This is a genomic window from Vreelandella maris, from assembly GCF_013371085.1.
GTDB lineage: Bacteria > Pseudomonadota > Gammaproteobacteria > Pseudomonadales > Halomonadaceae > Vreelandella > Vreelandella maris.
The window spans coordinates 124,387-143,471 of record NZ_JABWCV010000011.1 but is presented as its reverse complement, the minus strand read 5'-3'; the positions used below and the strand labels follow the sequence as shown (position 1 = coordinate 143,471).

Below are 19,085 nucleotides of genomic sequence, written 5' to 3'. Positions count from 1 at the left end.
TAACGCGAAGCGTGAGGGGCTAATTTAAAAAAGGCGCTTAGCGCGTTCCGAAAATCTTATCGCCTGCGTCACCCAGCCCTGGGACGATATAGCCATTTTCATCGAGCCGTTCATCGACCGAAGCAGTGTAAATTTCGATGTCGGGATACGCTTCCTGCACCCGTTTGATGCCTTCAGGGGCAGCGACAAGCACAATCACCTTCATATTCACACAGCCACGCTCACGCAACATGTCCAACGTAGCCACCATTGAACCACCGGTGGCCAGCATAGGGTCAATCACGATTGCCATACGCTCTTCGATATCGTTAGCGAATTTGGCGAAATACGGGACTGGCTCAAGCGTCTCTTCATCGCGGTAAAGACCAACAACACTGACTCTAGCACTGGGAATTAAGTCTGTTACACCTTCTAACATACCCAAGCCTGCGCGCAAAATCGGTACCACGGTAACTTTTTTACCCTTAAGCCGTCGTGTTGCAATCGGCTCGCCGTTCCATCCTTGGATTTCGTGATCTTCCAGCTCAAGACCTTTGGTTGCTTCATAGGTCAATAGCTTAGCGACTTCACCTGCCAGCTCACGAAAGCTCTTAGTGCTCAGATCAACTTCGCGCATCAGTCCCAGCTTATGTTGAACAAGCGGATGGTTAATGGCGTAAACACTCATGGGACTTCCTCACAGCTGGGGATTCAAAATGACAATCTGGGTATGTCACTAGACGCAAAATTGCGCACATTCTACCCGCAACCTAATAGGAGGTTAAGGGGTTTCCGGCAATTGCCATTCGATAGGCGTGCGCCCCTGCGCTTGCAGGAATTGATTTGCTTGCGAAAAGTGCCGGGTGCCAAAAAACCCTCGATGCGCAGAGAGCGGCGACGGGTGCGGGGCTTCAAGCACCAAATGGCGACTCTGGTCAATTAACGCTTTCTTCTGGCGTGCCTGACTTCCCCATAACAAAAACACACATGGCGACGCATGCTGGCTAACGGCTTCAATGGCGCGGTCAGTGAATACCTCCCACCCCTTGCCGCGATGAGAACCAGCATTCCCTTGTTCAACCGTTAACGAGGTGTTTAATAACAGGACGCCCTGCTTTGCCCAACTATCCAAGTTACCATGCTGCACCGGTTTAAAGCCGACATCGCTGGCCAACTCTTTGTAGATGTTAGCTAGCGAAGGCGGCACCTGTACACCGGGCCGTACGGAGAAACTCAAGCCATGAGCTTGGTTGGGGCCGTGGTAAGGATCTTGCCCCAAGATAACGACTTTCACTTCATGCAGAGGGGTTAACTCAAAGGCGCGAAACCATTGCGCTGAGTGGGGGTAAATGGTTTTTTTAGCCGCCTTCTGCTGCGCCAAAAACTCCTTTAGTGCGAGCATATAGTCAGCCTTAAACTCATCACCCAGCCACTGACTCCAATCGTCAGGAAGTGGATTGGCCATCATTACCTCTTCATTTGATCGACGAGTGGTTCAACGTAAGCAACACCCATATCCCAAGGAAACTGGATCCAGCACTGCTGCGCTACTTCCGTTAGGTATTGATCCACCAATGGACGACCGTCCGGTTTGGCATAAATGGTCACAAAGTGTGCCTTAGGCAACATTTTGCGTACTGCGCGTGCAGTTTTGCCAGTATCGACTAAATCATCGACTAGTAGCCAGCCATCACCGTCATGGTCGACACCCTTCATAATATCCAGGCCACCCTGATCCATATGGTCGTAGCTCTTAATACACACCGTATCGATCAGACGAATATTAAGCTCACGGGCGATTAGTGCGGCCGGAATTAAACCGCCGCGGGTAATCGCCACAATGCCCTTAAAATCACGCTCGATCATCTGATGACAAAGCGTACGCACATCACGGTGAAGCTGATCCCAGGAGACAGTGAAGTGTTGGTGATAACGATCGCTGCTCATTGGGGGCTACTCGTCTTCGTTGAAGGAACAAACTGCGAATACGCTGTAACCCGCATCGCGAATTTTTTGTGACCCACCCAGTTCGGGAAGATCAATAATCGTAGCCGTTTCCACTACGTGACCACCGCTGCGCTGGATAAGGTTAGCCGCTGCCAGCATAGTGCCACCGGTGGCGATCAAATCATCCATCAGCAGAATACGGTCATCTTTCTGGAAAGCATCGGAGTGCAGTTCAACTTCCGAATGACCGTACTCCAGCGTATAAGTCTCGCTGATGGTTTTAAACGGTAGCTTGCCCTTCTTACGCACCGGCACAAAGCTACACCCCAACTCATAAGCGAGCGGTGCGCCAATAATGAAACCGCGCGCATCGATTGCCGCGATAGCATCCAGGTTCATTTCCTGATAGCGATGTACGAAGCTATCAATCAGCTTGCGAAAGGCCGCGCTATTTTGTAGCAAAGGAGTGATGTCGCGAAAATTCACGCCTTTCTCAGGCCAATCTGGAACCGTGCGAATAACGGACTTAATGTAGTCGCCGTAGATGCTCATCGCGTCTCTCATTGAGTAGTAAAATTAAGTAGTTAGAAAGCGGAAAAGGCCGATCAAACCAAGAAGAGATACCTTACCGCAAACAGGAGCGCCAAAATAATAACGGCCGGATTCAAGTCGCTAAAACGGCCTGATAACGTTTTGATCGCTACGTAGCTGATGAAACCGAGTGCAATTCCTTCGGCAATCGAGAACGTCAGCGGCATTGCCAAAGCAGCAATCAGTACCGGCGCAGCATCCGTTGGATCTTCCCAATTAGCATGCGCCAAGCTACCCGTCATTAATACCGCTACATACAGCAGCGCACCAGCGGTAGCGTAGGCCGGAATGGAGCCCGCCAACGGTGCGAAGAACAGGCTGATCAGGAATAGGCCGCCCACGACTACCGCCGTCAAACCAGTCCGGCCACCGGATGCGATGCCCGCTGTTGATTCAATATAGCTAGTGGTAGTGGAAGTACCCAATGCAGCACCCGCCATAGACGCGGCACTGTCAGCCATCATGGCACGGCCAAGGCGCGGCAGCTTGCCATCTTTATCCAGTAGTTTGCCCCGATGAGCAACGCCCACCAACGTGCCCGAGGTGTCAAACAAATCAACAAACAAGAAGGCAAAAATGACGCTGAGCATCGCTACATCTAGCGCGCCCATTAAATCCATCGCCATAAATGTAGGCGCAATCGAGGGAGGCATCGACATTAGACCGCCGTACTCATTATGGCCCAGCACCATGGCAATCACTGTCACGCCCAAAATACCGATCATGACCGCACCGGTGACGCGCAGGTAAGAAAGCGCGGTAATCACAAAGAAGCCTAACAGCGCATATAAGGCGGGCGGCTGAGATAGATCACCTAAAGAAACAAAGGTAGCGGGATTAGCAACCACAATACCGGCATTTTTCAGCGCAATCATCGCCAAGAAAAGACCGATACCAGCAGCGATCCCGAGTCGCAATGTCATGGGAATAGAGTTAATAATCCATTCACGAATTCTAAAAATGCTTAACAGGAAGAAAGAGAGACCAGAGAAGAAGACGGCGCCGAGTGCCGCTTCCCATGTATACCCCATACCCAACACAACACCGTAGGTGAAAAAGGCATTCAACCCCATGCCTGGTGCTTGGGCGATTGGATAATTGGCCCATAGGCCCATCACGAAACAGCCAATCGCTGCGGCTATGCACGTCGCCACAAATACCGCACCGTAGTCCATGCCCGCTTCAGACAGGATGCTCGGGTTAACAAAAATAATGTAGGCCATCGTCAGGAACGTAGTGATCCCGGCGATAACTTCTGTTTTCACATTAGTTTTGTGCTCAGTGAGCTTGAAATAACTATCCAGAAGTTTCATGAATTTTCTTATCCTTAGCGATAACGCAGCACGCGCACGCGTTCTGGTGCTGAGAAAAGCCGCACATACTACCGAAACGCTCACCGTGATGCGAGCGCTTCAGCATGGCGACCCATGTAAGCGAGAGCAGCCCCGCCGCTGTATACAAAGCAATCTTCAGGCCACAACCTAACCGATCGGTCAATTCAATGGCGGATTAAGCTAAAGAGGGTTGCTGCGTCCGTTTTTTTGAGAGAGCACGCGCTCTACCGTTTCAACGATCACCTGGGTTTGCGGATCAATTTCAATATTGACTTGATCCCCCGGCGCTCGATCCTGAAGCGTAGTGCGCGATAAGGTTTCAGGGATTAAATTGACGCTAAACTCTACGCTTCCGCTACCGCTTTGACGTACATCACCAATAGTCAAACTGATACCGTCCACCCCGATATAGCCTTTCTCGAACACAAATCGGCCAAGCCTTTCCGGCAGGGAAAACCATAATCGACGGTTATTGGGCGCTTCTTCAATAGCCCCTACCTCTGCCATGGAAATGATGTGCCCCGACATAGAGTGCCCACCAATCTCATCGCCAAAACGCGCCGCACGCTCTATATTGACGCATTGCCCTGGCACAATTGCACCAAGATTAGTCAATCTCAGCGTTTCACGCATCAAATCAAAACTAACGCTATCACCATCGATGGCCGTCACCGTTAAGCAAACGCCGTTATGAGCAACAGATGCACCAATCTCAAGCCCCTCGCGCATGGCTGGCGGCATTTCCACAACATGTACGCGAAAATCATCCAGCTCACGCACCGCTACTACCTTGGCGACCCCTTGCACAATGCCCGTAAACATATGGCTCATTCTCCTAATGGGTAAAAACTAAGTATTAAAAAACTAAGTATTAAAAGCGGGGAGGTAAAAATAACCAAAATCATGGGCACAAGCTTACTACTGGCGTCCCCTATATGTGCAATCTAATGGTGATTTCCATAAGAGCATGAAACGTGAGGCCCTCTATTCTACGTCACTCGTTTTTATAGGGTCTTGCGTAAGCGTGTTTTTCTCTCGTCGAACACGCCCCTCTAAGCCTGTCGACAGCTCTAAAAACCTAAACACTCTTTTCTAATAGAATAAAAGACTATTTTAAGCTCCTAAAACATAAAATCAGACGGCTATAATTGACAAAACACCTACCTATCTCTAAGCTTTTGCCGCAAATGTAATGACGCCGATTTGTACCCAGATTGCGGGCGTCCACCAAGTTTCTAACTCGGTGAAGTGCAGCTAAAAGGGTGTGTCCAGCGTTGATGGCCGCCCATTAGGGTGGCCTTTTTTGTTTCTCATTCGCTGCTGGCCCGCCCTATACTGACCCGCCCAATGCTTGCACCCCGCACTCCGTCTTCGGCCTACCGTTAAGGCAGACGCTATGATTGAACTTAGCAACGTCAGTAAAACCTATTTCAGCAACAACAAAGGCAACGGCTCCAATGCCATCCATGCGCTTAAAGAAGCCAACCTCATCGTGCCCAAAGGCACCATTCACGGCGTCATTGGCCTGTCTGGCGCGGGGAAATCGACACTAATTCGCTGCGTTAATCTGCTAGAGCGCCCCACTAGTGGCACCGTGACAGTGGATGGCCAGGAAATGACGAACCTGAGTAACGCAGCCCTTAACCGGGCACGTCACCGCATCGGTATGATTTTTCAGCATTTCAATCTGCTAACCACGCGCTCGGTCTTCGATAATGTTGCCCTACCGCTTGAGTTGATGGGACAAAAACGTCATACCGTTCGCGAACGTGTTATTCCACTGCTGGAAATGGTTGGCCTGGCAGATAAAGCGGATCAGTATCCCGCCCAGCTTTCAGGCGGCCAGAAACAGCGCGTCGCGATTGCTCGGGCACTGGCCAGCAAGCCGCAGGTATTACTGTGCGATGAGGCAACCTCCGCGCTGGATCCACAGACCACCAGCTCTATATTAGAACTGCTGCGTGACATTAATCATCAATTGGGGATCACCATTCTACTGATCACCCACGAGATGGAAGTGGTGAAATCGATCTGCCACCGCGTCAGCCTGATTTCAGACGGCGAATTGGTAGAGGATTCCGAAGTCGGCGACTTCTTCACCGCCCCTCGCACCCAGCTTGGCCGTGAGTTTCTCAATGACTTTCTTCAGCTAACGCCGCCTAAAGAGCTGATAGAAAGACTCGTTGATACCCCTGGCGATAATACACATCCGGTGGTACGCCTAACGTTTTCTGGCGACGCAGTCTCCACACCGCTGATTTCACGCCTGGCTCGCGAGTGCGGGGTCGATGTCAGCATTTTGCAAGCCAAGGTAGAGTCGATCCAGGAACGCACACTGGGCCTGATGATCGCTGAGCTGCTGGGCACGCCGACGCAAACTCAGCAAGCCATGACCTATCTTGAATCTCATCAACTACAGGTAGAGGTACTCGGCCATGTCCAGCGCAATGATTGATCTTATTTTACAGGCCACGCTGGATACCCTTTATATGGTGGCCGTTTCAGGGCTTATTTCCACCTTAGTGGGCCTACCGCTTGGCGTGATGCTGTATGTCACCCGCCCACGCCAAATATTGGCGAAGCCGGTGCTCAATCAATTGCTGAGCATTATTACCAACATTGGCCGCTCTATTCCGTTCATTATTTTGATGGTGGCCATTATTCCTTTTACGCGCATGTTGGTGGGCACCTCAATTGGTATTAACGCCGCGTCAGTGCCGCTTACTATTGCTGCCATTCCGTTTGTTGCTCGGCTGGTAGAAGCAGCGCTGAACGAAATTTCGCCAGGATTAATTGAGGCCGCCCAAGCCATGGGGGCAACGCCGTGGCAGATCATTTGCAAAGTGCTGATCCCAGAAGCCCGTGGCGGAATCATGACTGGCTTAACGATTACCGCCGTCACGCTGGTCAGTTACTCCGCCATGGCGGGTGCCGTCGGTGGCGGCGGCCTAGGCGACTTGGGCATTCGCTACGGCTACAACCGCTTCAACCCCACCATCATGCTGATTACGGTAGTGATTCTGGTTGTTATGGTGCAAGGCTTCCAAAGCCTGGGTGACTACTTGGTGCGCAAGAGTGATCGTAAATAAAAGCGGCCAACGGAATAATCCAATATAACCAAAACGCATTAGACAACTGCTTCTTATTACCGCATCATTGAACCATTACGTACAACGTTACTGGAGAGACCTCATGCAAAAACTCATTATTGGTAGTCTTACCGCATTAGCCCTTGCGGTTAACGTCGCTAACGCTGAAACGCGCAGCATCAAGATGGGTACCGTTGCCGGCCCTGAAACCGAGGTAATGGAAGTGGCAGCGCGCATTGCCAAAGAAGAGTATGACCTGGATGTCGAAATCATTGAGTTCACTGATTACGTCACGCCCAATGCTGCTCTGGCCGACGGCAGCCTGGATGCCAACGCCTACCAGCACGAGCCCTACTTGCAGTCGATGGTAGAAGATCGCGGCTATGACCTGGCAATTGCTGGTTATACCTTCGTTTACCCAATCGGCGCTTACTCAGAAAAATACGACAGCATCGACGATCTACCTGACGGTGCACAAATCGCGCTGCCCAACGATCCTTCCAACGAAGGCCGCGCGTTGATCCTGATGCACAACGAAGGACTGATCACCCTTAACGACCCAGAGTTTCTGGAATCAACACCTATTGATATCGCTGAAAACCCCCGCGACTTCCGTTTCCGCGAAATTGAGGCTGCCCAGCTTCCTCGCGTACTGCCTGATGTCGATATGGCGTTCATCAACAATACCTTCGCGCAGCCAGCTGGCCTGAGCCTGGACGATGCCTTGATCAAAGAAGGCCCAGAGTCCCCTTACGTCAACTTGATCGCCGTGCGTGGTGGTGATGAAGAGCGCGAAGAGATTCGCCAATTGGTCGACGCTTATCAGCGCGACGAAGTGATTGAAAAAGCGGAAGAGTTATTTAAAGGTGCTGCGGTACCTGGCTGGACCGAGTAAAACCGCAAATTAGCCATCAATAGATGACATCAGGCCGACACGCATAGGTAACTTCTATGCAAAAGTGTCGGCCTGTTGCGTTAGTAGAAACGGAGCATCCGATGCAAACCAGTGTTGACTACCCCCTCCTCAATCGCCAGCTCGAAGCGCTGCTTGATACGCGCGACTGGCTCACCAACAGCGCCCAAACCAGTGCTTTTATTCAGCAGCAGCTTAGCGACCTTAACTGGGTCGGCTTTTATCTCCAGCGCCAGCCTAACGTCTTGGGCCTAGGCCCGTTCCAAGGGCAGCCTGCCTGCCATCCGATCCCATTCAGTAAAGGCGTATGCGGCGCGGCGGCCCGCCAGCAAACCACCCAGCGAGTTGACGATGTGCATGCCGTGGCCGACCACATTGCCTGCGATGCCAACTCGCGCTCTGAACTGGTAGTCCCGATCGTGGCGAATGGCTATTTGTGGGGCGTTCTTGACCTGGACAGCCCTCTCCATGCGCGCTTTACCGCCCAAGATCAAGCAGGCATTGAAGCGCTAGTCGCCACCTTTATTCGTCAGACAGCGCTGCCCGACTTAATTGAACGCTAGAAACTTAATAAAACGCTAACAACGCCCATACAAAAGCACCCCGAGCAATAAATGCCGGGGTGCTTTTGATAATAGCTGGTAGGACCAGGCGGATTTGAACCGCCGACCTCCACGATGTCAACGTGGCGCTCTAACCAACTGAGCTATGGTCCTAGAAATTGGGGCTGGCTAGCGAATGGTAGGACCAGGCGGATTTGAACCGCCGACCTCCACGATGTCAACGTGGCGCTCTAACCAACTGAGCTATGGTCCTATTGCGCGCCGAAACAGATGGCGCTAGCTAAGCAACGGATGCGTATTTTACGCTTTCATCACTGAATTGCAAGCTATTTTACACCACGAGCGAATGCACCCTGAGCCGCTCAACGGGATATAGATCGTCATTTATAGCGCATTTCTATCTTTATAATCCTTATACCGCTAGGCTGGGTATTTTAATATTCTTGATATTCATTAAGGGTGATAAACCATGCTGGGTATTTTGCTAGGAAGCATAGCCATCGTGTTATTAATAGCGACACTGATGGCGCGCATAGAATTACATTGGTGGTGGGTTCGCAGTTTTGAGTTTCCACGCCTACAGATTATTAGCCTAGCGTTAGTCACCTTCATTGCAACGGCAATACTGGTCGAGGCTGGCCCATGGCAATGGGTAGCACTACTTGCGTCAGGCATCACTTTTCTGATCCAAGGCTACTACATTATGCCTTTTACTCGCCTATGGCCTATACAGGTTAAAACAGCAAAAAGTAACGACGAAGATAAAACCATTACCCTGCTGATTGCTAACGTGCTGACGCCTAATCGGCAAGCTCAACCGTTAATCGATATGATCAAACAGCACCAGCCTGACATCGTATTAACGCTAGAGTCTGACCAATGGTGGCAAGACCAATTGGATCCCGCGTTAGCTGAGCAATGGCCCAATAGCGTTAAAATCCCGCTAGACAATCTTTATGGCATGCACCTCTATTCTCATCTTGAGCTTACCGACACCTCCGTTGAATGGCTGATTCAAGATGACATCCCGTCTATTCATACCAGAGTAACGCTGGCTAACGGTGACTCTATTCGCCTATTTGCCCTGCACCCTCGCCCGCCAGCACCTAGCGAGAGTGAAAAATCCCTTTGGCGCGATGCAGAGCTGTTGTTGGTAGGCAAACGTATTCATGAAGACCCCCAACCGACACTAGTCGCTGGCGACCTTAACGACGTGGCATGGTCACGCACAACACGCCTGTTTTGCCGTGTTGGCGGCATGCTTGACCCACGCCGAGGACGCGGGTTGTTCAGCACCTTCCACGCCAAATACCCGATATTGCGCTGGCCACTGGACCATATTTTTGTGACTGAACACTTCACGCTGGTGGGTATGCAGCGGCTGAAATACTTCGGTTCTGATCATTTTCCTATGTTGGCAACGTTTTGCTATCGCCCTTCGCGCAAAAATGAAGCAGAAACCCCAGAGGCCAGTACAGAAGAGCGAAGTGAGGCCAGCGAAACGATCCAAGAAGGTAAAATTGAAAAACAAGAGACCTGATCGCTGGCTACCTGCATTGCTTATTCAGGGACGCCTCCCTGGGTAAGCACGGTCGGGTCTAGCAGCCGCTCTAACGTTTCGCGATCCAGGTCGGTCCTCTCCTCAGCAACATCAATAATCGCCCGCCCGGCTTGATAAGCCTCTTTAGCAATCGCCGCGGCAGCGTTATAACCAATCACGCCATTTAATGCCGTTACCAAAATAGGGTTCTTTGCTAGCGGCCCTTTTAAATTCTCTTCACGCACTTTAAAGGTCGCAATTGCTCTATCCGCTAGCAGCCGGGCGGTGTTACTCATCAGGCTAATGGAGGTAAGTAGATTGGAAGCGACCAGCGGCAACATCACGTTCAATTGAAAATTGCCGCTTTGCCCGGCAACCGTAATGGCCGTATCCAGGCCAATCACTTGCGCGGCAGCCTGAGCGGCTGATTCTGGAATCACCGGGTTAACTTTTCCTGGCATAATGGAGCTACCGGGCTGCAGTGCCTCAAGTTCAATTTCCCCCAGCCCTGCCAGTGGGCCAGAGTTCATCCAGCGCAAATCATTGGCAATTTTCATGATGACGCAGGCGAGCCCTTTCAGTTGCCCCGACAGCTCTACTGCCGCATCTTGTGACGAGAGGCTGGCAAAAAAGCTGTCATTGGGCGTGAACATTAACCCGGTCTGTTCACTAAGCTCTTGAGCAACCTGCTCAGCAAAACCGGCTGGCGCGTTAACACCGGTACCTACAGCGGTCCCGCCTTGCGCTAATCTGCAGAGCCTCTTCATTGCGCTGTCAAAACGCTCTATGGCCTGATTAATCTGGCTCGACCAAGCGCCCAGCTCTTGATCCATGCGCAGCGGCATAGCGTCCATAAGATGCGTACGGCCGGTTTTTACCACATGGCTTAGTTCGCTTGCGCGCTGATCAATAGTATCGCGCAGATGAACAAGGGCTGGGCGCAGCGATTCGTGAACAGCAATGGCCGCGGAAAGATGGATCGCCGTTGGGATCACATCATTACTCGATTGCCCCATATTAACGTGATCGTTCGGGGTTACCTCAACGCCCTCACGGCTCGCCAAGGTCGCCAACACCTCGTTGACGTTCATATTGGTGGAAGTGCCTGAACCGGTTTGAAAAACATCGATGGGAAAATGCTGGTCATGCTTGCCGGTTAATACGTCACGAGCTGCTTTTTGGATAGCTTCGCCACGTGCGCTATCTAACCCTCCCAGGGTTTGGTTTGCGCGTGCTGCGGCTAGTTTGATGCGGGTGACCGCATGAATAAAAGCGGTCGGCATAGGCGTATGGGAAACAGGAAAGTTATTGATTGCCCGCTGTGTCTGCGCGCCGTAGAGGGCATCGAAAGGCACTTCCAGTTCGCCCATGCTGTCGCGTTCCGTCCGTGTGGCCATTGCTCTTACTCCCATCAGTGAAATTAATAATGCTGCTTATCTGAGCGCATACTCTCTCTTTCGTTCGCTAACATAAAACTGCATCAACTCCCTTTAAGCTAGCTGGTTAGGCCATGCGGGTAAACATGACCTGGTCCACGTACACTTACTTGCTCGCTTATTCTAAAATGCCTAAAGCCAAATGTTGCACTGCACAAAAACAGTTGTTATGCTGCATCGCAAGATAGCTTAAAAAGCTACCCAATCAATAAGCAGCGCCAACCTCTGGATAGCTGCTTTTGGCAAGACTAGACCCTGGAGGGTATGACGATGCGTACTTTAAACACTAACGAAATGACTCAGCAATTTGACAACATGTTTATGGCGCCAGTACGCGCTTATATGGCATTGAGCATCGATTACAGCGAAAAAATGGTTAATGCTCAAATGGATGCCAGCAAAGCCTATTTCGACACAGGCGTTGCACAGATGCGCCAGATGATGGATGTCAAGGATGCAGAAGGCCTGCGTAGTTACATGGAAGGTCAGCAGAAAGTTGCTAAAGACTTAGCCGAGCGCGCTAAAGGCGACGCAGATAAAGTTGTATCGCTACAGCAGGACTTTATCCAGAAAAGCCAGAAAATCACTGAAGATAACGTCAAGCAGGCGCAAACTGCCGCTAGTAAAATGACGAAAACTGCCTAAACCAACAAGGTTTAAGTAAACCATAACGCCACCGCTGGCCCTGCCAGCGGTAGCGTTTTAGTCTCTGGGCTACCAATTTTCATCTACGTTTCACCAATCATCTCGCTTCATTAACTATCTCATTTCACCAACTAAGTGCAGATTTCACAAACGGAATGGTTAGTTTGCGCTTGGCCGACAAAGACGCTTTATCCAGTGTTTCCACCGCGCGGCAAAGCTCGCCCAACTCGCGCGGGCCACGATGCAAAATATAGCGCCCGACGTCATCGGGTAGCTGCATTCCTCTCACGCTGGCGCGCAGCTTTAAAGCAGTCAAACGCTCTTCATCGTTCTCTAAAGGGTGTACGTGAAAGGTTACCCCCCAAGTCAAACGCGAAGCCAAATCGGGCAGTACCACATTTAGCTGGCGTGGGGAGGCGCTTGCCGTGATCACCAGTTTTTTACCGGCATCACGCAGCCGATTAAAGGCGTGAAATAGCGCCTCTTCCCAACGCTTACGACCAATCACACACTCCAGGTCATCAATGGCGACAAGGTCCAGGCGCTCGATATCTTCCAGCATTAATGGCGGAAAATGGCCTAAATCACTTAGTGGCAAATAAAGCGTGCGCTTGTCAGCATCCGATGCGGCGTGACAGGCGGCTTGAAGTAAATGACTACGGCCAACACCAGGTGCACCCCAGAGATAAAGAAACTGCTCCCCCGTGGGGGTTAACTGCTGGGTAATATGCTCAACCAGCGGTGCGTTTGCCCGCGACGCATAATAGTTATCGAAAGTAGCGTCATCCCGCAGCCCGATCCCCAGTGGAAGCTGTGCCGGTATTCGGCTCATGGTGATTCCCCTAAATCTTTACGACGTTGCTCATCACGGTTCGGCTCATCATGGTATGAAGAACTGACTTCAATGATACTGTTATGTTTGTCGGTGTTATTTTCGTCGTACAGCTCACTGTGCTGATAGCGAACTTTAACCTCTTTCAGTAGCACCAGAATAACCGCTGCCACCGGCAGTGCTAGCAGTACGCCTGTCAATCCAAACAGGTTGCCGCCTGCCAACACGGCGAATATAACCGCAACCGGGTGAAGGCCAATTTTATCGCCTAATAACTTAGGTTGCAGAATGACGCTCTCTGCCATTTGACCAATACTGAATACCAGGATAACGCCCAATACTGCCCACCAAGTCGCGAATTGAAAAAGAGCTACAACGAGGGCGATGATTAAGCCAACAATAAAGCCCAAGAACGGCACGATACTGACCAGACCCGACACAAAACCAATGAGTAGACCAAAATTCAGCCCCATCAACGTCAAACCAACCGCGTAAATAATCCCTAAACACAGCATGACTAACAGCTGTCCGCGCAAGAACGAGGAGAGCACTTCATCGCAGCGGCGCGCCAAGCGAAAAGTATCATCTGCCCACTGACGCGGAATCAGGTTGGCAATGTTATCGAGCAGCCGATCCCAATCCAGAAGCAAATAAAAGGTCACAACGGGGATCAGCGCCACATAGGTAATCCAGGATACAAACGCCATACCGGAACGGCCAATTTGGCCTAATGCCTGGGCTAAATAGCCTCCTGCATCACGCCAATTTTCGGCCAGTGTTTCTCTGACATTGGTTAATTCTGTCGTTACATCGTAGCCAGTCCACTCCTGAACTTGCGGAGCGAGTATATTTTCTACCCAGTTGAAGACGCTCGGAATAGCCTCTCCCAGCTGTTTAAGCTGTTGCACCAACAGTGGAATTAATATGAGTAAACTGACGACGAGAACGATGAGTAACACCAAAAATACGCCACTCACCGCTAATAGGCGATTCATTCCCCAGCGTTGGAACTGGTCCGCTAGCGGATCGGCCAGATAAGCGAGAATCATCCCAGCAATAAAAGGCATCAGTACTGCATCTAGCAAATAAATCAAACCGCCGATCACCACTAAAAACAGGACACCCCACCAAGAATTCCGCATAGTTCCCTCTCAAACGTGGCTTTAAATCAACATTTTCATTAAACGCTACTATTTTTACTTACCACTACTATGCCGCATATGAACAAAAGCTGCTCGTATGCTTTTCATCATGTGTCACAGCGGTGCGACCTGAGCCGCTGAGTGTTACAATCCGCTCAAGTTAAGCCCAGCACTGGCTTTGTCGCCAGCACTACCAGCACCGCTAATTGCTTCACAGGATCTGTCATGACCGAGACCTCCTCTTCTTCGGCTACTCCTTCCCTCAGCTATAAGGACGCAGGCGTCGATATTGATGCCGGTAATGCCCTGGTTGACCGCATCAAACACGTTGCCAAACGCACCACACGCCCAGAAGTCATGGGCGGGCTGGGTGGTTTTGGCGCGCTATGTGAAATTCCGGCGGGCTATCGGCAACCCGTGCTTGTCTCGGGTACCGATGGCGTCGGCACCAAACTGCGCCTAGCGATGGATCTTGGCAAACACGACACGATTGGGATTGACTTAGTCGCGATGTGTGTCAACGATCTGATCGTGGCTGGCGCCGAGCCATTACTATTTCTTGACTACTATGCCACGGGTAAGCTTGATGTGGATATTGCTGCTGACGTTGTCACCGGCATTGGTGCTGGCTGCGAGCTGGCCGGCTGTGCACTGGTCGGTGGTGAAACGGCCGAAATGCCGGGCATGTACGAAGGCAGCGATTACGATTTAGCTGGTTTTTGTGTCGGCGTAGTTGAGAAAGCAGACATTCTGGATGGCAGCAAAGTGGCCGAAGGTGATGTCATCCTGGGGCTTGCATCCTCAGGACCGCACTCCAACGGTTATTCGCTGATTCGCAAAATACTCGACGTCAGTAACGCTTCATTGACTACTGACATCGACGGCAAGTCCCTGGGTAATGCATTAATGGCGCCCACCCGCATTTATGTGAAATCACTGCTCTCGTTAATGCGCGGTAGTGACATCCCTGTGCACGCACTGTCACACATTACCGGTGGCGGTCTGCTGGAAAATATTCCCCGCGTTCTACCGGATGATCTCGCTGCTCATATTGATATTAATAGTTGGCAGCGCCCTGCCGTATTTGACTGGCTGCAGGCACAGGGCAACGTCAACGAAACCGAAATGCACCGTGTGCTTAACTGCGGCATTGGCATGGTCGTTGTCGTGCCTGCGCAACAGGCCGAGCAGGCCATCGCTCATCTGCAGGGCGAAGGCGAATCCGTTTATCGTCTTGGCCAGATCGTCAAACGCCAAGGGGAAGCCGTCATTCTGGAGAATCTCTCGGCATGACCAATACGGACTACCAAAGCGATACCATTAAAGATATAACCCCAGACCCCCTGGGTGCTCGCCGCATCGTGGTACTGGTTTCGGGTAGCGGCAGCAACCTTCAGGCATTGATAGATGCGCAGTCCCATGACCGCCTCGGCGGCGGGGAGATTGTTGCCGTTATTTCGAACGTGGCGGATGCTTACGGCCTAAAGCGGGCCCACGAAGCGGGCATTGAAGCGGTCGCCCTGCCCCACCGCGAATACGATAGCCGTGAAGCTTATGACGGCGCGTTGATCAAAGTCATTGAACGCCATGAACCGGATCTTATCGTCCTGGCAGGCTTCATGCGTATTTTGACGCCTCGTTTTGTTCAGCGTTTCTTAGGTCGCATGCTGAATATTCACCCTTCGCTGCTCCCCGAGTACCAAGGGCTTAATACTCACGCCCGTGCCCTGGCAGCCGGCGTTACCAGCCATGGGTGCAGCGTGCACTTTGTCACCGAAGAGCTGGATGGTGGGCCCGTCGTGCTGCAAGCTGAGCTCCAGGTCAGCCCTGACGATACGGTGGAAACACTGCAGGAAAAAGTGCGTTCCCGTGAGCATCTACTCTACCCGATTGCAGTGCAGTGGTTTTTGGAAGGCCGACTGCAGTTCAGCGCCGAAGGCGCCAAAATGGACGGTCATCTGTTACCCGAGCATGGAATGCGCCTTTCTCACGCCGACGCGGCTGAAGAGCTGGATGAGGAGTGGGACACAGAGCTGGATGACGAACAGCAGGACTAATGAATGCTTTCTAGCCGGAAATGACTGTTCACTCAGTTTGAAATAGAAACGCCTGACGGCTTTACCACCGTCAGGCGTTTTTTGTCAGCAAAGCAGTAAGGCTAGGTGCGCGGCAAAGTAACACCGCGCTGCCCCATGTACTTCCCTCCGCGGTCTTTATACGACGTTTCGCACACTTCATCGGACTCTAAGAACAACATCTGCGCAACACCCTCATGGGCATAGATTTTCGCTGGCAGATTGGTGGTGTTAGAAAACTCTAGTGTCACGTGGCCTTCCCACTCGGGCTCAAGCGGGGTCACATTGACAATAATGCCACAGCGCGCATAGGTGGATTTTCCCAAGCAAATAGTCAGCACATTACGTGGAATCCGGAAGTACTCGACCGTACGCGCCAGTGCAAAAGAGTTGGGCGGTATAACGCAAACATCGCCTTTAATATCGACGAAGCTTTTCGCATCAAACGCTTTAGGATCAACAATCGCTGAGTGAATATTAGTGAAGACTTTAAATTCATCTGAGCAGCGTACGTCATAGCCATAGCTTGACGTGCCGTAAGAAATCACGCGTTGGTCGTTCACATAACGCACTTGCTCGGCTTCAAACGGCTCAATCATCGCATCGCTTTTGGCCATGCGGCGAATCCAATTATCAGATTTGATACTCATGTGTTACTTCTTCACTCGCTAAAGGAAATAGTGGGTCCATCGCCTTGATTGGCATTAACCGCTTCGGCTACTTTTTGGGCGATAGTAGCAAAGGTCTGGCTCACCGTCCCCTCAGGTTCAGATATGACACTCGGGCGCCCTGAATCCGTCAGTTCACGGATGGAGAGCGTGAGTGGTAGCCGTCCAAGCACTTGGGTATCGTATTCTTGAGCGATGTTATCTCCGCCACCAGTACCAAAAATAGCCGCTTCATGGCCACAGTTTTCACAGTGGTAAAGGCTCATATTTTCCACTACGCCCAGTACCGGCACGTTAACCTTGCGGAACATCTCGATCCCCTTGCGGGCATCTAAAAGCGCAATATCTTGCGGCGTTGTGACGATCACAGCGCCTGCCACCGGCACTTTCTGCGCCAGCGTCAGTTGGATATCGCCAGTGCCCGGCGGCATGTCGATCAACAGAAAGTCGAGATTGTCCCATTGGGTTTGCGTCAGCATCTGTTGAAACGCCCCCACCACCATAGGACCACGCCACACCATTGGCTCGCGAGTGTTAACCATAAACGCCATCGACATGGCTTGAAGGCCATGCGCTTCCAGCGGCAGAAATTTATCGTTGGCAGCCGCTTGAGGGCGTACACCCTCTTTAACACCCAGCATCTGAGCCTGACTGGGGCCGTAAATATCTGCATCAAGAACACCCACACGATATCCTTGCGCAGACAAGGCTAACGCCAAGTTAACGGTGACCGTGGATTTACCCACGCCACCTTTACCCGATGCCACTGCAATAATATGTTTAACCCCATCCATTCAATGGCACTCCTCATTTAGGCACTTAATTAACGTTGAGTGAATGATACTCCTCGGGGGCTCAATCATAAACCAGCAAACAAAAAGCGGATGCCGGTTGCCCGACATCCGCTCTCGTGTTGCTAGTCTACAGCGTTACCGCTTTTCACTATTAGCCAGCAGCGTTTTGCTGTGCTTCCTCACTACCACCATCGCTATCGTTGGCGCTCTCATCGCCATTGCTAGACGCTTCTTCTGACGAATTCTCTTGTGCAGAGCTGTCATTTGAAGAACCACTATTTGAAGAGCCATCGTCTGAAGCGCCGTCGTCTGAAGAGCTGTCTTCAGACGAACCGCTTTCTGACGAGCCACTTTCTGAACCGCTGCTCTGGGAAGAAGAAGTGGCTTCACCAGCAGACTCCTCAGCGTCGGCCAAACGGCTGTCTAGTGTGGAAAGCTCATCGCGCCATTCACCAAGCTGACTCTCTAAGCGCTCTAGTTGGCTCTCACGCTCTTCAATATCATTCTCAACGCTCGACACTTCCTCACGGCCCATCTCTAAAGCGACCATGACGTCATCGAGCTCGGTACGCACGTCGCTCAAGCTCTGCTCTTCCTCTTCGCGAAGCGCCGTTAGCGAATCCACTTCATTTTGCAGCTCATCGCGTTCGCTAGTGATGGAATCACGCTCGCTTTTTAGTTCATCAAGCTCGCTTTGGGCAGTTGAGATTTCCTCTTCTAAACCGCTTAGCTGTTCATTTGACTGGCTAATCTGCTCTTCTAGCCCTGACAGCTCCTCTTCCATGCTGCCCAGCTCTTCAACCGCTTGTTGGCGCTGCTCCTCGGCTTCTTGACGGGCGGCTTCAGCCTCCTGACGAGCTTCTTCAGCGCTAGAACGCGCTTCTTCAACTTGCTGGAGAGTACTTTCCGCCTCATCGCGAGTGCTGATGATCTCGTCGCGCTCTTCACGCAGCGCGCTCATCTCACTGTCAGCGCTCTCTATCTGCTCATTAAGAGAGGCGATTTCTTCTTCTAGCGCATTTCGCTCGGATTCAAGTTCTTCTAACCGCGACTGCACATCGCTGACATTGGTTTGAGCACTCTCGAGCGAAGAATTGGCCTCTTGCTGCTGAGCCTCAAGAGACGCCATTTCCTCTTGCAGCGCGGCTAAATTGGTTTCAGCTTCCTCTATTTCGCTAATGCGCTGGCTCATTTGGCTGTTTTCTTGCTCAACGCTAGCGAGCTGCTCTTCTAAGCTATCGACGCGATCCTGGCGAGAGCCTGCGTTAGACTGCGCCATAATCGCCCAGACAACCGCAATAGCAGCGATCCCTGCAATCGCTTTTACTCGGTTATCTTGAAAGAGAGTTTTCATATCCGTCTTTTTAGCCGGCTCTGTCTTTTTGGCTGGCTCCGGCTTGTTGGCCGGTGTCGGGTGATCCGTATTATTTGTTTCTGACATTATGCGTTCCTCTTTGGTCTAAGCTAACGTTGGCCAAGCTAACGTAATCAATTGCATTTGTAATGCGCTAGCCGTGGATGTTCTCCCTTTCAGCAT

The 19,085-nt window shown here is 51.5% G+C and carries 20 protein-coding genes and 2 tRNA genes; 8 read left to right on the top strand and 14 right to left on the bottom strand.

Annotated features, from left to right (window positions below; translation table 11 throughout):
- Positions 1-37: 37 nt before the first annotated feature.
- From upp to HUO07_RS11700, 6 genes are all read right to left on the bottom strand, one after another.
- Positions 38-667 (bottom strand): uracil phosphoribosyltransferase, encoded by a 630-nt coding sequence (gene upp / locus HUO07_RS11725; RefSeq protein ID WP_176303715.1) that lies wholly within the window; start codon positions 665-667, stop codon positions 38-40.
- Positions 668-760: 93 nt separating this feature from the next.
- Positions 761-1,444: a uracil-DNA glycosylase gene (gene ung, locus HUO07_RS11720; protein ID WP_176303732.1), complete on the bottom strand. Its 684-nt coding sequence runs from the start codon at positions 1,442-1,444 to the stop codon at positions 761-763.
- A 2-nt stretch (positions 1,445-1,446) separates the two neighbouring features.
- Complete coding sequence (gene gpt, locus HUO07_RS11715) at positions 1,447-1,926, bottom strand: xanthine phosphoribosyltransferase (protein WP_008956229.1); 480 nt, start codon at positions 1,924-1,926, stop codon at positions 1,447-1,449.
- A gap of 6 nt (positions 1,927-1,932) precedes the next feature.
- The gene (locus HUO07_RS11710; protein WP_035557476.1) at positions 1,933-2,478 is read right to left on the bottom strand and encodes an adenine phosphoribosyltransferase; all 546 of its coding nucleotides are present in this window, start codon (positions 2,476-2,478) and stop codon (positions 1,933-1,935) included.
- Between the two features lie 53 nt (positions 2,479-2,531).
- A complete protein-coding gene (locus tag HUO07_RS11705) occupies positions 2,532-3,830 on the bottom strand; it encodes an NCS2 family permease (protein ID WP_035557474.1) in 1,299 nt (432 codons plus the stop codon).
- 201 nt (positions 3,831-4,031) lie between these two features.
- Entirely contained in the window at positions 4,032-4,673 is a 642-nt protein-coding gene (locus HUO07_RS11700; RefSeq protein WP_176303714.1) for a riboflavin synthase subunit alpha, read from the bottom strand.
- 574 nt (positions 4,674-5,247) lie between these two features.
- Here HUO07_RS11700 and HUO07_RS11695 point away from each other — a divergent pair.
- The 4 genes from HUO07_RS11695 (at position 5,248) to HUO07_RS11680 (ending at position 8,416) form a co-directional block, all read left to right on the top strand.
- Positions 5,248-6,306 carry a methionine ABC transporter ATP-binding protein gene (locus HUO07_RS11695; protein WP_176303713.1) on the top strand — a complete coding sequence of 353 codons (1,059 nt, stop codon included), beginning with the start codon at positions 5,248-5,250 and terminating at the stop codon, positions 6,304-6,306.
- The gene (locus HUO07_RS11690) at positions 6,287-6,940 is read left to right on the top strand and encodes a methionine ABC transporter permease (RefSeq protein ID WP_008956224.1); all 654 of its coding nucleotides are present in this window, start codon (positions 6,287-6,289) and stop codon (positions 6,938-6,940) included. The genes HUO07_RS11695 and HUO07_RS11690 overlap by 20 nt, the downstream gene beginning before the upstream one ends.
- 103 nt (positions 6,941-7,043) lie before the next feature.
- Entirely contained in the window at positions 7,044-7,835 is a 792-nt protein-coding gene (locus HUO07_RS11685) for a MetQ/NlpA family ABC transporter substrate-binding protein (protein WP_008956223.1), read from the top strand.
- A gap of 101 nt (positions 7,836-7,936) precedes the next feature.
- On the top strand, positions 7,937-8,416 hold the full coding sequence (locus tag HUO07_RS11680; RefSeq protein ID WP_176303712.1) for a GAF domain-containing protein: 480 nt from the start codon (positions 7,937-7,939) through the stop codon (positions 8,414-8,416).
- 76 nt (positions 8,417-8,492) lie between these two features.
- Here HUO07_RS11680 and HUO07_RS11675 read toward each other — a convergent pair.
- Positions 8,493-8,569: transfer RNA gene (locus HUO07_RS11675), tRNA-Val, on the bottom strand.
- Between the two features lie 23 nt (positions 8,570-8,592).
- A tRNA-Val gene (locus HUO07_RS11670) sits at positions 8,593-8,669 on the bottom strand.
- Between the two features lie 216 nt (positions 8,670-8,885).
- On the opposite strand from HUO07_RS11670, the gene HUO07_RS11665 reads away from it, so the two are divergent.
- Entirely contained in the window at positions 8,886-9,956 is a 1,071-nt protein-coding gene (locus HUO07_RS11665) for an endonuclease/exonuclease/phosphatase family protein (RefSeq protein ID WP_176303711.1), read from the top strand.
- 20 nt (positions 9,957-9,976) lie between these two features.
- Here HUO07_RS11665 and HUO07_RS11660 read toward each other — a convergent pair whose 3' ends face one another.
- On the bottom strand, positions 9,977-11,353 hold the full coding sequence (locus HUO07_RS11660; protein ID WP_176303710.1) for a class II fumarate hydratase: 1,377 nt from the start codon (positions 11,351-11,353) through the stop codon (positions 9,977-9,979).
- Positions 11,354-11,662: 309 nt separating this feature from the next.
- Between HUO07_RS11660 and HUO07_RS11655 the strand changes: the two genes are divergently transcribed.
- Complete coding sequence (locus HUO07_RS11655) at positions 11,663-12,037, top strand: phasin family protein (protein ID WP_008956219.1); 375 nt, start codon at positions 11,663-11,665, stop codon at positions 12,035-12,037.
- 124 nt (positions 12,038-12,161) lie between these two features.
- Here HUO07_RS11655 and hda read toward each other — a convergent pair whose 3' ends face one another.
- Together hda and HUO07_RS11645 are read right to left on the bottom strand one after the other, a co-directional pair.
- Positions 12,162-12,869, bottom strand: a complete 708-nt coding sequence (gene hda, locus HUO07_RS11650; RefSeq protein ID WP_176303709.1) for a DnaA regulatory inactivator Hda — start codon at positions 12,867-12,869, stop codon at positions 12,162-12,164.
- Positions 12,866-14,011: an AI-2E family transporter gene (locus HUO07_RS11645; RefSeq protein ID WP_176303708.1), complete on the bottom strand. Its 1,146-nt coding sequence runs from the start codon at positions 14,009-14,011 to the stop codon at positions 12,866-12,868. Before HUO07_RS11645 ends, hda begins: the two co-directional genes overlap by 4 nt.
- 225 nt (positions 14,012-14,236) lie before the next feature.
- Here HUO07_RS11645 and purM point away from each other — a divergent pair, with 225 nt between their 5' ends.
- Positions 14,237-15,304, top strand: a complete 1,068-nt coding sequence (purM, locus tag HUO07_RS11640) for a phosphoribosylformylglycinamidine cyclo-ligase (protein WP_035557447.1) — start codon at positions 14,237-14,239, stop codon at positions 15,302-15,304.
- A complete protein-coding gene (gene purN / locus HUO07_RS11635) occupies positions 15,301-16,068 on the top strand; it encodes a phosphoribosylglycinamide formyltransferase (protein ID WP_035557444.1) in 768 nt (255 codons plus the stop codon). The genes purM and purN overlap by 4 nt, the downstream gene beginning before the upstream one ends.
- A gap of 101 nt (positions 16,069-16,169) precedes the next feature.
- Here purN and dcd read toward each other — a convergent pair whose 3' ends face one another.
- The 3 genes from dcd to HUO07_RS11620 all read right to left on the bottom strand — a co-directional run bounded on the left by dcd (position 16,170) and on the right by HUO07_RS11620 (position 18,989).
- Positions 16,170-16,736, bottom strand: coding sequence for a dCTP deaminase (gene dcd / locus HUO07_RS11630; protein ID WP_008956214.1), 567 nt, complete (start codon positions 16,734-16,736; stop codon positions 16,170-16,172).
- Positions 16,737-16,747: 11 nt separating this feature from the next.
- The gene (apbC, locus tag HUO07_RS11625; protein WP_176303707.1) at positions 16,748-17,548 is read right to left on the bottom strand and encodes an iron-sulfur cluster carrier protein ApbC; all 801 of its coding nucleotides are present in this window, start codon (positions 17,546-17,548) and stop codon (positions 16,748-16,750) included.
- 151 nt (positions 17,549-17,699) lie between these two features.
- Positions 17,700-18,989 (bottom strand): coiled-coil domain-containing protein, encoded by a 1,290-nt coding sequence (locus HUO07_RS11620; RefSeq protein WP_035557440.1) that lies wholly within the window; start codon positions 18,987-18,989, stop codon positions 17,700-17,702.
- Between the last annotated feature and the right edge of the window lie 96 nt (positions 18,990-19,085).